The sequence below is a fragment of the Rhodococcus sp. P3_B8 genome (assembly GCF_056402775.1).
Window position 1 is genome coordinate 1 of sequence record NZ_JBFUGT010000187.1, and the last position, 12,429, is coordinate 12,429.

13 protein-coding genes are annotated in these 12,429 nt (G+C 69.0%); 8 read left to right on the plus strand and 5 right to left on the minus strand.

What is annotated here, in order from left to right; all coding sequences use genetic code 11:
• The coding region (locus AC1D1G_RS32160) for an ACT domain-containing protein (RefSeq protein WP_477955242.1) at positions 1 to 395 on the minus strand (395 nt) is incomplete at its 3' end.
• A gap of 204 nt (positions 396 to 599) precedes the next feature.
• Between AC1D1G_RS32160 and AC1D1G_RS32165 the strand changes: the two genes are divergently transcribed.
• From AC1D1G_RS32165 to gatA, 3 genes are read left to right on the plus strand one after another with little or no spacing between them, the layout of a single operon-like run.
• Positions 600 to 1,157 (plus strand): antibiotic biosynthesis monooxygenase, encoded by a 558-nt coding sequence (locus tag AC1D1G_RS32165; RefSeq protein ID WP_112299403.1) that lies wholly within the window; start codon positions 600 to 602, stop codon positions 1,155 to 1,157.
• Between the two features lie 60 nt (positions 1,158 to 1,217).
• Positions 1,218 to 1,517: an Asp-tRNA(Asn)/Glu-tRNA(Gln) amidotransferase subunit GatC gene (gene gatC / locus AC1D1G_RS32170; RefSeq protein WP_112299402.1), complete on the plus strand. Its 300-nt coding sequence runs from the start codon at positions 1,218 to 1,220 to the stop codon at positions 1,515 to 1,517.
• Complete coding sequence (gene gatA / locus AC1D1G_RS32175; RefSeq protein ID WP_317568943.1) at positions 1,514 to 2,995, plus strand: Asp-tRNA(Asn)/Glu-tRNA(Gln) amidotransferase subunit GatA; 1,482 nt, start codon at positions 1,514 to 1,516, stop codon at positions 2,993 to 2,995. Before gatC ends, gatA begins: the two co-directional genes overlap by 4 nt.
• Here the strand turns inward: gatA and AC1D1G_RS32180 are convergent.
• Both AC1D1G_RS32180 and AC1D1G_RS32185 read right to left on the minus strand, forming a co-directional pair.
• On the minus strand, positions 2,992 to 4,443 hold the full coding sequence (locus AC1D1G_RS32180; RefSeq protein WP_477955238.1) for an alpha/beta-hydrolase family protein: 1,452 nt from the start codon (positions 4,441 to 4,443) through the stop codon (positions 2,992 to 2,994). The genes gatA and AC1D1G_RS32180 overlap by 4 nt on opposite strands.
• Positions 4,440 to 5,081, minus strand: coding sequence for a hypothetical protein (locus AC1D1G_RS32185; RefSeq protein WP_283354806.1), 642 nt, complete (start codon positions 5,079 to 5,081; stop codon positions 4,440 to 4,442). Before AC1D1G_RS32185 ends, AC1D1G_RS32180 begins: the two co-directional genes overlap by 4 nt.
• A gap of 139 nt (positions 5,082 to 5,220) precedes the next feature.
• On the opposite strand from AC1D1G_RS32185, the gene AC1D1G_RS32190 reads away from it, so the two are divergent.
• From AC1D1G_RS32190 to gatB, 4 genes are all read left to right on the plus strand, one after another.
• A complete protein-coding gene (locus tag AC1D1G_RS32190; protein WP_283354805.1) occupies positions 5,221 to 6,417 on the plus strand; it encodes a sensor histidine kinase in 1,197 nt (398 codons plus the stop codon).
• Between the two features lie 9 nt (positions 6,418 to 6,426).
• Positions 6,427 to 7,089 (plus strand): response regulator, encoded by a 663-nt coding sequence (locus AC1D1G_RS32195; protein ID WP_477955239.1) that lies wholly within the window; start codon positions 6,427 to 6,429, stop codon positions 7,087 to 7,089.
• Positions 7,090 to 7,185: 96 nt separating this feature from the next.
• Complete coding sequence (locus tag AC1D1G_RS32200; RefSeq protein ID WP_005240365.1) at positions 7,186 to 8,217, plus strand: ATP-dependent 6-phosphofructokinase; 1,032 nt, start codon at positions 7,186 to 7,188, stop codon at positions 8,215 to 8,217.
• Positions 8,218 to 8,259: 42 nt separating this feature from the next.
• Positions 8,260 to 9,771 carry an Asp-tRNA(Asn)/Glu-tRNA(Gln) amidotransferase subunit GatB gene (gene gatB / locus AC1D1G_RS32205; RefSeq protein WP_283334824.1) on the plus strand — a complete coding sequence of 504 codons (1,512 nt, stop codon included), beginning with the start codon at positions 8,260 to 8,262 and terminating at the stop codon, positions 9,769 to 9,771.
• A gap of 73 nt (positions 9,772 to 9,844) precedes the next feature.
• Here gatB and AC1D1G_RS32210 read toward each other — a convergent pair whose 3' ends face one another.
• Entirely contained in the window at positions 9,845 to 10,993 is a 1,149-nt protein-coding gene (locus AC1D1G_RS32210; RefSeq protein WP_280781722.1) for a PQQ-dependent sugar dehydrogenase, read from the minus strand.
• 98 nt (positions 10,994 to 11,091) lie between these two features.
• Here AC1D1G_RS32210 and AC1D1G_RS32215 point away from each other — a divergent pair, with 98 nt between their 5' ends.
• Positions 11,092 to 11,961: a DoxX family protein gene (locus AC1D1G_RS32215; RefSeq protein WP_280781776.1), complete on the plus strand. Its 870-nt coding sequence runs from the start codon at positions 11,092 to 11,094 to the stop codon at positions 11,959 to 11,961.
• Positions 11,962 to 12,031: 70 nt separating this feature from the next.
• Here the strand turns inward: AC1D1G_RS32215 and AC1D1G_RS32220 are convergent.
• A partial coding sequence (locus tag AC1D1G_RS32220; RefSeq protein ID WP_477955241.1) for an APC family permease occupies positions 12,032 to 12,429 on the minus strand: 398 nt, incomplete at its 5' end.

Sequence of the window (12,429 nt, forward strand, 5' to 3'; positions counted from 1 at the left end):
ACCACACGGTATGCGCCGTGCGGGCCGAGGTCGGCGACCACGGACCAGCCGACCCGGAGCACGCGCGGCGCCCCGTCGACGAGGACCTGCAGTCGATCGTCCGCCGCGGTGGCGACCTGGTCGATGAGCTCGAGCTCGCGGTGGGTGTCGAGGATTCCGGCGTACGGCCGGATGGAGTCGACGGTGACGCCGGGCAGGTTCTCGGCGGCCGTGATGAGGGTGTCGGGGAGCGATCCCGGCTCGACATCGACCACGAGGTCGTCGATGGCGAATCCGGCACCCCGTTCCACCACGTCGAGCGACAGAATGTCAGCACCCACCGAGCCCAGGGCGACGGCGAGAGAGCCGAGGCTACCGGGACGGTCGGGGAGCTGGACGCGAAGCAGATACGACACGTGCGTCCCTTTCACCACGAGATAGACGCGGGAGTACCTGCGACCCCCGTCGCTCACCATCCTTGCACTTTCGTTCCCGAGTATGCGGTCCCCCCTGCGGCTTCGCCGGGGACGGGACGGGGACGTGCAGGTCGCGCTCGATTCGTGACACTGCCGATACGGATTCGCCTCGTCCGCGAAACACGACAGCCCAAACATGGGTGCATGAACATCACGGCAACGGGAGTGACGACGTCCGTCTCGCGGCGGGTGGCGGCGGGCCGGGAACAGGAATTCCTGCGCTGGACGGACGCCGGGATGGCAATGGCGGGCACGTTCCCGGGGTTCCTCGGCGGGGGATGGCTGCGCGCGGCGACCGACCCCGAGCAGTACCACGTGGTGTACCGGTTCGCGGACGAGGACACTCTCGACGCGTGGACGACGTCGCCCGCCAGGAAGGTGTGGGTGGGCAGGGGAACTGGTCTCGCGCAGGACACGGTCACGCACCGGCTGACCGGGGTGGAGGGCTGGTTCGAACCGCAGTCGACGCTCACGCACGCCGTTCGGGTCACGCCGCCACCGCCGCGGTGGAAGCAGGCGGTCACCATCTGGCTCGGTTTCTTCCCGATCTCACTTCTCATCGCGTTGTTCGTCACTCCTCGGCTCTCGGCCCTGGACGTGGTGACGCGCACCGTGGTGGCGTCGGTGGTCACGACTCCGGTGATGGTCTTCGTGGTTCTGCCGTTCCTGACGGGCAGGTTGCGGCGCTGGCTGCACGGCTGATCGGGCCACGCTCTAGGCTGGGACCCACTTGTGTACGTCCGAACCGAAAGGGGCCCCGCGGTGCCTGCCATCTCCCGTGACGAGGTCGCGCACCTCGCGCGGCTGTCTCGACTCGCCCTGACCGATGCCGAGCTCGACGAGTTCGCCGGTCAGCTGGACTCGATTCTCAGCCACGTGAAGGTGGTCACCGAGGTGCCCGCCGAGGATGTTCCGCCGATGGCGAACCCGAACGCGGTCACCAACGTGACCCGTCCCGACGTGATCGTTCCCGGCTTGACTCCCGAGCAGGCGCTGTCCGGCGCACCGGCTGTCGAGCAGGGTCGCTTCGCTGTCCCGCAGATCCTTGGAGAGGGCGAATGAGCGCCGAACTGACCACTCTCGACGCCGCAGATCTCGCGTCGAAGATCCACAGCCGTGAGGTGTCGTCCGTCGAGGTCACCCAGGCGCATCTCGACCGCATCGCCGCGGTCGACGGTGACCTGAACGCCTTCCTGCACGTGGCAGGCGAGCAGGCCCTCGTGTCGGCGAAGGAAGTGGACAGCAGCCTCGCCGCAGGCAATGCACCCGCCTCCCCGCTCGCGGGAGTTCCGTTGGCGCTCAAGGACATCTTCACCACCACCGACATGCCCACCACGTGCGCGTCGAAGATCCTCGAAGGTTGGATCGCACCGTACGACGCGACGCTCACGAAGAAACTGCGCGAGGCCGGCATCCCGATCCTGGGAAAGACCAACCTCGACGAGTTCGCGATGGGTTCGTCCACCGAGAACTCCGCCTACGGCCCCACCCGCAACCCGTGGGACACCACGCGCATCCCGGGCGGTTCGGGCGGCGGCAGTGCCGCGGCCCTCGCGTCCCGGCAGGCCCCGCTCGCGATCGGCACCGACACCGGCGGCTCGATCCGTCAGCCCGCCGCCGTCACGGCGACGGTCGGCACCAAGCCGACGTACGGCACGGTCTCCCGTTTCGGCCTCGTGGCCTGCGCGTCCTCGCTCGACCAGGGTGGTCCCTGCGGCCGCACGGTCCTCGACACGGCGCTGCTGCACGAGGTCATCGCCGGGCACGACCCGCGCGACTCCACGTCGATCGACGCGCCCGTGCGTCCCGTGGTGGCGGCTGCGCGTGAGGGTGCCGGTGGCAACCTGAAGGGCGTGAAGGTGGGTGTGGTCAAGGAACTGCACTCCGACAGCTACCAGCCCGGGGTCATCTCGTCTTTCGATGCCGCCGTCGCGCAACTCACGGAACTCGGTGCCGAGGTCGTCGAGGTGTCGTGCCCCAACTTCGAGTACGCGCTCGCGTCGTACTACTTGATCCTGCCGAGCGAGGTGTCGTCGAACCTCGCACGCTTCGACGCGATGCGGTACGGCCTGCGCGTCGACGAGGGCGACATGAGCGCCGACCAGGTGATGGCCGCGACGCGCGCCGCCGGTTTCGGCCCGGAGGTCAAGCGCCGCATCATGATCGGTACCTACGCGCTGTCGTCCGGCTACTACGACGCCTACTACGGTCAGGCGCTCAAGGTGCGGACGCTCATCGCCAGGGACTTCGAGAAGGCGTACGAGAAGGTGGACGTCCTGGTGTCGCCCACCAGCCCGTTCACCCCGTGGAAGCTGGGCGAGAAGGTCGGCGACCCGCTCGCGATGTACCTCTCGGACCTGTGCACGCTGCCCACCAACCTGGCGGGGCACTGCGCGATGTCGGTTCCGTCGGGACTGTCCGCGGACGACGGACTGCCGGTGGGGCTGCAGATCATGGCACCCGCGCTGGCCGACGAGCGGCTGTACCGCGTCGGTGCCGCCTACGAGGCCGCACGCGGTCCGATCGGCTCGCCGAACTAGGAGCAGTCGGGCAGGGCGGTGCCCTGCTCACTGCCGTAGCGGTGTCCGTGGCCGGCTGCGAAGTTCAGCGCGGACACCAGGTCGACACTCGTCTGCAGGAACGTGATGCCCGGAATCCATTGGGGTACCGGCGCATCGCGTACTGCGAGCGAGAGGTCGGGTCGGTGCAGGACCAGGTCGGGGGACCACCACACCACCGGGTCGGATGTGTTCGCCAACACCGTCGCCCCGTCCGTCAGAACCGAGCCGGCGGGCGGGCCGGCCCACAGTGCACCGCAGACTCGCTCGCGCAGTGGGTCGGCGTCGGTGAAAATTGCACTGCCGCCGACGGATCCGAGGCTCTGACCGTAGACGTACAGCGCCGGGCGCAGGAGGTCGGGGAGGTCGGCGATCCGCTCGGCGACGGCATCGAACAACGCGGCCGCCGATTCGTCTGCGGCGGAACGCCCGAACACGAACGTGATCCAGCTCGGCAGGTACGAGTACTGCATGCCGACGATGGCGACGTCGTCGGCGAAGCGTTCCTCGAATCCCTCGGCGGCGTTCTCGTCGATCCACCCCGAGCCGGTGGGCACCGTGACGACGATGGCGGACCGGGTGAATCCGCCGGCCCGCTCGAGTTCCGAAACTGCCAGTGCCGCACGCGATTCGATGTCCGGCGCCGAATCCATCCCCACATAGGTGCGGATGGCGGCCGACTGCTCGCCCGCCGCCACGAACCGTCGTCCCTGGCGCCCGAGCGACTCCCAGCTGATCGCGGAGTCCGGGCTGCCGGACAGTTCGGCGGACATCGGCCGGTGCAGGGACACGTCGACGAGCGCGTTGGAGTCGCTGTAGGAACGCGACATCATTCCCCACAATGCCGGTCCGGCGACCAGTTGCAGTGCGGTCGCGAGAACGACGGCGGTGGTGGCGCTGCCGATCCAGCCGAGACGGCGGGCGACCGTGCCGACGACGCTGCCGATGCCGGCGAACAGCAGGAACGTCAGCGCCGCCACGATGATCGCCTTTATCCAGTGGTCCGGCCCGATGCCCGGCATGGCCGTGGCGGCGCGCAGCGAATCCTGCCAGTGGTCGGCGAGCACGATCGCCCAGGTCACGACGATCATGGCGCCGATCAGCACCAGCAGACGCACCGAGTCCCGCGGAGGGTGGTTGCTGCGCGAACGGGTGACGAGGTACCGCAGGCGGCGGGCGAGGACGACGAAACCGAAACCGATCGCGGCGAGGACGCCGGTGAACAGGGCCTGCGTCAGCGCACTCCGGGGGAGCAGTGAGGGAGCGAGAGAGGCGAGTGTGACGGCGGTGACGACGATCGTGGAGGAGACGCGGGGGAGAGCGGAGACCGGGATCGTCGTGACCAGTGTGCGGCGCAGGGCATTCGGCTTCGTGCGCGAGCGACTGTGCACCGTGCTCCGTCCGGGACCGGACAGAGCGGTGATGATCATGCGACGGCTCCGACCGGATGCGGGCGGCGGCGGATCGACCAGGCCGCGCCCGCGACGAGCGCGGCACCGACACCGCCGGCCAGTGCGTACGGGAGCCCGGATTCGGTGACCGGTGCCGAATAGGCCTGGCGCCAGCTGTTTCCGGTGACGAAGGTGGTCGCGACGTTCGCCATCACGAAGCACTGCGCCCGTGCCTGCTCGTCGGCGCGGGTGTCGCACGCCGCGTGCATGCGCTGATCCAGCTGTGCGTCGAGGCTCTGCCGCGCCCAGGGACCCAGGTCCTCGCCGGACCGTGACGCGTACCGCAGAAGGTCGTAGCCGAGGTCGTGGGCCTTGCACGACGTGTCGAACTCGAGGGGCAGCGGCACGGGGGACGAGCAGTCCCCGCCGGGATTGGCGAGCATCCCGTCGATCGGCACCGGCGTGTACCCCATCACGTCGGCGAAGTCCGCGGGAATGGAGTCCTCGGAGATCTCGGCCGGTGCGGTGAGGGTGTGCACCGCGGCGGAGGCGGCGGCGTTCTCGTGCCGGGGTGTGCTCGCCGCGCCGGTGCCTGCGAATCCTGTCGTGGTCAGTAGTGCGGTTGCGGCGCACGCCACCGCGGCCCAAGTCGTTCTCCGTGTCCCCGTCTTTCGCATGACGAGAACGTTATGAATTCGTGTTGCGCAGCCACATCACCCCGGAGACCGGTTCGATTCCTGGCTTCGTGGTGCGAGGGCGCCCCGATCTCATACTCCGGGGCTACGCCGACATGGGCCCGGGGTATGAGGACACTCCGTGACCAGGGTTTCTACTGTCGACAGTGTGAAGACGAAGACGCGCATCCGGAGAGCCGCCGAAGGTCAGTGGCTGAACGTGGCAATCGTCGTGGTCACGGCGATCCTGTTCGCCGTGGCGTGGCCGACGCTGCAGCTGACCCACCAGGTCAGTCCTCCCATCCAGCCGTTCGTGGCGGCGCTCGCGACGTTCCCGTTCCTGCTCATCCGGTCGAATCCGGCGCTGGCCTGGGCCGTCTCCGCGATCTCGGCGCTGGTGATTCCGCGCGTCTTCGCACTGCAGGGCGGCTACGACTACCCGTGGCAGGTGGTCCACATCCTCGTGATGCTCGCCCTGCTGGCCGCCGTCAGCATGCGGGCCGCGATTCCGGTCGTCGGTGTGGCATGGATCTCCACCGTCCTGCTGTTCCTCGCCGACACCCCGGGCACCAACGGCCGCGGGTGGGCGGTGGGCCTGACCGCGATCGTCGTCTTCGGCCTGCTGATCCGGTGGCTGGTGCTCTCGCGCAGGCAACTCGCACAGCAGGAGGAGCTGAGCGAGCTCGAGCGCACTCGCCGGACGGTCCTCGAGGAGAAGGCGCGCATCGCCCGGGACCTGCACGACGTCGTCGCGCACCACATGTCGATGGTCGTGGTGCAGGCGCAGAGCGCGCCGTACCGCATCGCCGACATGTCCGACGAGACGCGGGCCGAGTTCGAATCGATCGGAGCCGCCGGCCGTGCCGCGCTGAACGAGGTGCGCGGACTGCTCGGAGTGCTGCGCAGCGACGGCCAGCTGGCCGAGCACGCGCCCCAGCCCGGGGTTCAGCAGATCAGCGAGCTGCTCGAGGGCAGCCGCAGGGCCGGCATTCCCGTCTCCTGGCACGTCGACGGCGACCCGACGCTCGTGTCGGAGTCGGTCGGGCTCGTGATGTACCGCATTCTGCAGGAATCCCTCGCCAACACGGCCCGCCACGCGGCGGGCGCCGCGGTGGAGGTGAAGATCGCGTACGAGTCGCCGATCGCGTCGGTGTCGATCGTGAACGGGCCGCCGAGGCGGAGTCTCGTCTCCGCACTGACCAGGCACGAGTCGACCGGTGGCAACGGCATCATCGGTATGCGTGAGCGTGCGCAGGCTGTCGGGGGCGTACTCACCACCCACTTGCACGACAACGGCGGATTCGAGGTCCACGCCGAGTTCCCGGTCGCCTCCGCCTAGGCTGGCTGGGTGGCCATCACCGTATTCATCGCCGACGACCAGGCTATGGTCCGGCAGGGCTTCGGAGCCCTGCTCGCCTCACAGCCCGACATCAGTGTCATCGGTGACGCTCCGGACGGGGCGGTGGCGGTGAGCGAGGTCCGGCGTCTGCGACCCGACGTGGTCCTGATGGACGTCCGTATGCCGGAGATGAACGGACTCGACGCGGCCCGCATCATCCTGTCGGCCGGTTTCGATCCGCCGGTGCGCGTGCTCATGCTCACCACGTTCGACGTCGACGACTACGTGTACGAGGCGCTGAGCATCGGGGCCAGCGGCTTCATGCTCAAGGACGCGCCCGCGGAGGAACYCATCCGTGCGGTGCGGGTGGTCGCGGACGGCGAGGCACTTCTCGCGCCGACCGTCACCCGGCGTCTCATCGCCGACGTGACCAGCCGCCGCAGCACGGCGCGCCGAAAACCGGCCGCGCTGTCGGCGCTGACGCCCCGCGAACGCGAGGTGCTCGAACTCATCGCCCGCGGCATGTCCAACACCGAGATCGCGGAGCGCCTGTTCGTTGCCGAGCAGACCGTCAAGACGCACGTCGGCAAGGTGCTCTCGAAACTGGATCTGCGCGACCGCGCTCAGGCAGTGGTCCTGGCGTACGAGAGCGGTCTCGTCACACCTGGGTGACTAAACCGGCCGGTCCGAGGTGCCTGAACACGGTTCGAGCGGCAAGATGGGTGATGAGAACCACCATCACCACACGAGACGACGAGGGGTGCTTGGATGCGGATCGGAATGCTCACCGGAGGCGGAGACTGCCCCGGACTGAATGCGGTGATCAGGGCGGTGGTTCGGACCGCCGCCGGCCGATACGGCAGCTCGGTGGTGGGATTCCGTGACGGCTGGCGCGGCCTGCTCGAGGATCGCAAGGTCGTGCTGTCCAACGACGACCGGATCGATCGAATCCTCACCCGGGGCGGCACCATCCTCGGTACCGCGCGGGTCAACCCCGACAAGTTGAAGGCCGGCCTCGACCAGATCCGGCAGACTCTCGACGACAACGGGATCGACGCGCTCATCCCGATCGGCGGGGAGGGCACGCTCACGGCCGCGAGCTGGCTCGCCGAGAGTGGGGTGCCCGTGATCGGGGTTCCGAAGACGATCGACAACGACATCGACTGCACCGACGTGACGTTCGGTTTCGACACCGCTCTGTCGATCGCGACGGATGCGATCGACCGCCTGCACACCACCGCCGAATCCCACCAGCGGGTGATGCTCGTCGAGGTGATGGGTCGGCATGCGGGCTGGATCGCGTTGCACTCCGGGCTCGCGACCGGTGCGCATCTCACTCTCGTTCCCGAGGTCCCGTTCGACGTCGGCGAAGTCTGCTCCCTCGTGAAGAAGCGTTTCCAGCGCGGCGATTCGCATTTCATCTGCGTCGTCGCCGAGGGCGCCACTCCGACTCCGGAGTCGATGAGTCTGCGTGAGGGCGGTATCGACGAGTTCGGTCACAAACGATTCACCGGCGTCGCACAGCAGCTCGGCGACGAGATCGTCCGCCGCATCGGCAAGGAGGTGCGGACGACGGTGCTCGGGCACGTGCAGCGGGGCGGCACCCCGACGCCGTACGACCGGGTGCTCGCCACCCGCTTCGGGGTGCATGCCACCGATGCCGTCCACCGCGGCGACTTCGGAAATATGGTGGCTCTGCACGGCACGTCGATCGACCTCGTGCCCCTCCAGGAGGCGACCCGGCGCCTCAAGACGGTGCCGCGGGAACGGTACGAGGAGGCGGCCGCATTTTTCGGCTGACCGCGTTTTCCGGCGAACCACCGGACGCATAAACTCTGTGGCATGACTGCTGTCGACGCTCCGGACCTCCTCGACTACGACGAAGTGCTCGCCAAGTACGAGCCTGTTCTCGGCATGGAGGTGCACGTAGAGCTCGGCACCGAAACGAAGATGTTCTGCCCGTGCCCCACCGAGTTCGGCGCCGAGCCGAACACGCAGGTGTGCCCGGTGTGCCTCGGTCTGCCCGGGTCGCTGCCCGTGGTGAACGAGGCGGCGGTCGAGTCCGCGATCCGGATCGGACTCGCACTGAACTGCTCGATCACACCCTGGGGCAGGTTCGCGCGGAAGAACTACTTCTACCCGGATCAGCCGAAGAACTACCAGATCTCCCAATACGACGAGCCGATCGCCACCGACGGCTACCTCGACGTCGTCCTCGACGACGGCACCACGTGGCGCGTGGAGATTGAGCGCGCGCACATGGAAGAGGACACCGGAAAGTCGCTGCACGTCGGCGGTGCGACCGGGCGCATCCACGGCGCCAGCCACTCGCTGCTCGACTACAACCGCGCCGGGGTCCCGCTCGTCGAGATCGTCACCAAGACCATCAGCGGCGCCGGTGCCCGCGCTCCCGAGGTGGCCCGCGCGTACGTCACCGCGCTCCGCGACCTGCTGAAGTCGCTGGACGTCTCCGACGTCCGCATGGACCAGGGTTCGATGCGCTGCGACGCCAACGTGTCGCTGATGCCGATCGGGGCAACCGAACTCGGCACCCGTACCGAGACGAAGAACGTCAACTCCCTCAAGAGCGTCGAGGTGGCGGTCCGGTACGAGATGCGCCGGCAGGCCGCGGTACTGGAGGCCGGCGGTGAGGTGATCCAGGAGACCCGGCACTTCCAGGAGGCCGACGGGACCACGTCACCGGGCCGCCGCAAGGAAACCGCCGAGGACTACCGCTACTTCCCGGAGCCCGATCTCGAGCCGGTCGCGCCCAGCGCGGAATGGATCGAGGAGCTGCGTGGCACCCTGCCCGAGCTGCCGTGGGTCCGCCGCGCCCGGATCCAGGCCGACTGGGGTGTGTCCGACGAGGTCATGCGCGACCTCGTCAACGCGGGCGCCCTCGACCTCGTCATCGCCACCGTCGAGGCCGGCGCCTCCCCGGAGGCCGCACGGTCCTGGTGGGTGTCGTACCTGGCGCAGCAGGCGAACACCCGCGGGGTGGAACTCGCCGAGCTGCCGATCACGCCGGCTCAGGTCGCGCAGGTGGTCGCGCTGATCGACAGCGGGAAGCTCAACAACAAGGTGGCCCGCCAGGTGGTCGACCACGTGCTCGAGGGGGAGGGTGACCCCGAGCAGGTCGTCGCGAACCACCCCGAGCTGGTCGTCGAACGCGACGACACGAAGCTGAAGGCGGCCGTCGACGAGGCTCTGGCCGCGAACCCCGACATCGCCGAGAAGATTCGCGGCGGCAAGGTCGCGGCCGCGGGCAAGATCGTCGGCGACGTGATGAAGGCCACGCGTGGTCAGGCCGACCCGGCCCGCGTCAAGGAACTGGTCATCGAGGCCTGCGGCTGAACCCCTTCTGCACCAACGGGACGCTCGTTCGGATCAACCGAACGAGCGTCCCGTTCGTTTCGACGGGGGGCCGTCAGTCGAATCCGCCGCCACCGGACGGCAGGGGCATCTTGATCACGCGGTCGTCGTTGGGTCCGGGCTGACCGCCGGTCTTGTTGACGGTGCTCACCCAGATGAGACCGTCGGGTCCGAGCGCGGCGCCGCCGAGTTGGCCGTACCGGTCCTGGACGATGACACCGGGGGCGGTGGTGACGGCTCCCGTGCCGGGGTCGGCAGCGAGTGCGGACATCGCCTTCGCGGTGCTCAGTGACACCGCCACGACGTCACCGGCGGCGACGCAGCCGCCGACGCCGGGCCGCTCCGGCCACGTCCATACCGGCGACGACACGGCTCCGTCGGCGCTGACCCGCAGCAGCCGATCCTCCAGGGGGGTGCGATCGGTGACCCACACGGCCACACCCGGGTCGACGCACACGCCACCGGCGGTCCCGATGCCCGACAGCACCACCTGAGGGCGCGGCTGCGCCGGTGTCGGTGCGGGTGACAGGGCGGTGACCTTCAGCAGTTTCCCGGCGAGGGACGCCGGATCGGCGGCCGCGGCGGCGTTGCCCGCGTTGCCGGTCAGGACCATCAGTTCGTCGCCCGAGAATTCGAGCGAACCCGCATTTCCCGCGCCGCCGCGCGGGATCCCGCCGAGAACCTCCTTGGCGGAGTCTCCCGGTGCGATCCGCACCACCCGGTTGTCGGTCGGGGTGGTGACGTAGGCGTAGATGAGGTTGTCCTCGACGAAACTCGGCGACAGCGCGATGTCGAGGAGTCCGCCGTCCGTGCTGCCGTCGACGTCGACGTGCGCGATCTCCTTGGGGGTCTGCCCCTGGGCGACCTGCAGGATGCGTCCGGTCCGGCGCTCGGCGACGAGGGCGGTGGCCCCGTCGGGGAGGACGACGAGTCCGCCGGTGGTGTCGAGGCAGGTGGCGATCACGCTGGGGTCCGGATCCTGGCACGGTCCCAGCGGACCGCTCGGCGGCGGGGTGGTCGTCGTGGACGGCGGCGGGTTCTCCGGTTCCACCTCGGCGCCCGAGGCACCGGTCGGCTCGGGTGTGAAGGGGGAGGACGCGGAGTCGTCGAATTTCGCGCATCCGGCGGCGAGGACCGCCGTCACGCACAGTGCGGACATCGCCATCTTGCGGGACGCCGTGCGGCGCCGCCCACCCACCATCATGATGGAGACGTTACGGAAGAGTGCGAGGTCGCCGCCACGCCGGTTCCGCCTACCAGCGATGTCCGGCCGGTCGACCTAGGCTTGACGGTGTGACTGACATGCGGAAAGACCCCAGCGAGTCGTCGGACCAGGGTGCTGCCGACCAGAGCGCCTCACCCGGCTACGGCAAGGTCTCGAGCCCTTACGACCTTCCCACCGAGCGCTTTCCGTCGGCCACGCCGACATCCGGTTCCGCGGGGCAGCGTCTGCCGCACACCGACGACGAACTCGACTACGGCGATGCGCGCGGCGGGGGACTCCCCACCGAGCAGATCCCCGCGTACCGGCAGTCGGGGGCGTCCGACATGTCGGACCAGCCGACCCAGGTGATCGGCGCGGGTTCCGGCGCGTCCCTCGGGGCGACAGCGGGCGATCCGTCGACCGACCGGATCGGCGAGGGCGACGTGAAGATCGGCCGCGGCACCCTGGACCTCGGACTGCTGGCCCTGCGACTCGCGGTCGGCGGAACGGCACTCGTGCACGGTCTGCAGAAGCTGACGGGGATGTGGAACGGTCCGGGACTCGACGGGTTCGAAGAGGTACTCGTGAACTCGGGGTTCCAGCAAGCGAAACTGCTCGCGATTCTGGGTGCCATCGGTGAGGTCGCGGGCGGTGCACTGCTCATCCTCGGTCTCGTCACCCCGCTCGCCGCGGCCTCGGTGCTGGCCGTGATGATCAATGCGTGGGCGTTCCGGCAGATCGCGGAACCGGGGCTCGAGTACTTCGCGCCCGCGGGCACCGAGTACGAGACGCTGCTGGGTGTGTGCGCCGGCGTGATCATTCTCACCGGGCCGGGACGCATTTCGCTCGACGGCCGCCGGGGCTGGGCGACGCGCCCGTTCATCGGGTCGTTCGCGGCGCTGATCCTGGGCGTCGCCGCCGGTGTCTGCGTGTGGATCTTCCTGAACGGTGCCAACCCGCTCATCTGAGCGTCTCGTGCATACACGACTGCGCCGCACCCCCGGATCGGGAGTGCGGCGCAGTCGTTTTCGTTCGAGATCAGCGTTGGACGAGTTCCGGGATGTTCTCCTCCTCGGGCGGGCCGGCCTGGGCGGCGAGCTTCTGTCCGAGGACCGACTTGCGCCGGCCGTAGGCGAGGTAGACGACGACGCCGAGGGCCATCCAGACGAGGAACCGGATCCAGGTCTCGACCGACAGGTTCAGCATCAGCCATCCGCAGGCCAGGACGGCGAGGATGGGGACGAGCGGGACCAGCGGAACGCGGAATCCGCGGGGCAGGTCGGGACGCGTACGGCGGAGGATGATGACGCCGATGCAGACGAGGACGAACGCGAAGAGGGTGCCGATGTTCACCATCTCCTCGAGCGTGCCCATCGGGAAGAAGGCGGCGAGGAGCGCGACCACGGCGCCGACGAACAGGGTGATGCGGACCGGGC